Origin of the sequence: Escherichia sp. MOD1-EC5189 (assembly GCF_002966045.1) — a bacterium.
Classification (GTDB): Bacteria; Pseudomonadota; Gammaproteobacteria; order Enterobacterales; family Enterobacteriaceae; genus Escherichia; species Escherichia coli_F.
This window is the reverse complement of sequence record NZ_PTRX01000116.1, coordinates 1-550: the sequence shown is the minus strand read 5'-3', so window position 1 is coordinate 550 and position 550 is coordinate 1. Positions and strand designations below refer to the sequence as shown.

Below are 550 nucleotides of genomic sequence, written 5' to 3'. Positions count from 1 at the left end.
GTCGCTATATCGGTATTGAGCAGATGGAGTACATCAACGACATTACGGTACCTCGCCTGAAAAAAGTCATCGAAGGTGAACAGGGGGGGATCTCAAAAGACGTTAACTGGCAGGGGGGAGGCAGCTTTGTCTACGCAGAATTGATGGAGCTGAACGCCTATTTCGTGCATGAAATTCAGAAAGCGCAGTCCACGGAAGAACTCGAAAAACTCTTTACCATGATGAAAACAGAGGCCCATCTCAACTATCAGGTAGAGCTGGAAAATGTGCTGTCCGCTGAGTACGAAGTGGATGGCATCTTCCGTAAGGTAGCTTTCAGTGAACTGGAACTGCATGAGCAGAAGCAGCTTCTGATTGAAATCCTCGATAAAAATAAACTCTACGTGAATGTCTCTGATATGGAGGACAGCGAACTGAGCATTTCGGAGAGCGATAAAGCCTTTACCCGCAGCTTCTACGGAATGGAGTGACGGCATGGCGAAGAAACCGAAGTCAGTCGGCAGTGAGAAGCTACTGTTTAACAGGCTGAAGCAGTTCGATGAACCAGGAC

General features: G+C 47.8%; 1 protein-coding gene. It reads left to right on the top strand.

The annotated features are described in order from the left end of the window. The coding region (locus tag ATB02_RS25800) for a site-specific DNA-methyltransferase (protein WP_105272416.1) at nt 1–470 on the top strand (470 nt) is incomplete at its 5' end. Between the last annotated feature and the right edge of the window lie 80 nt (nt 471–550).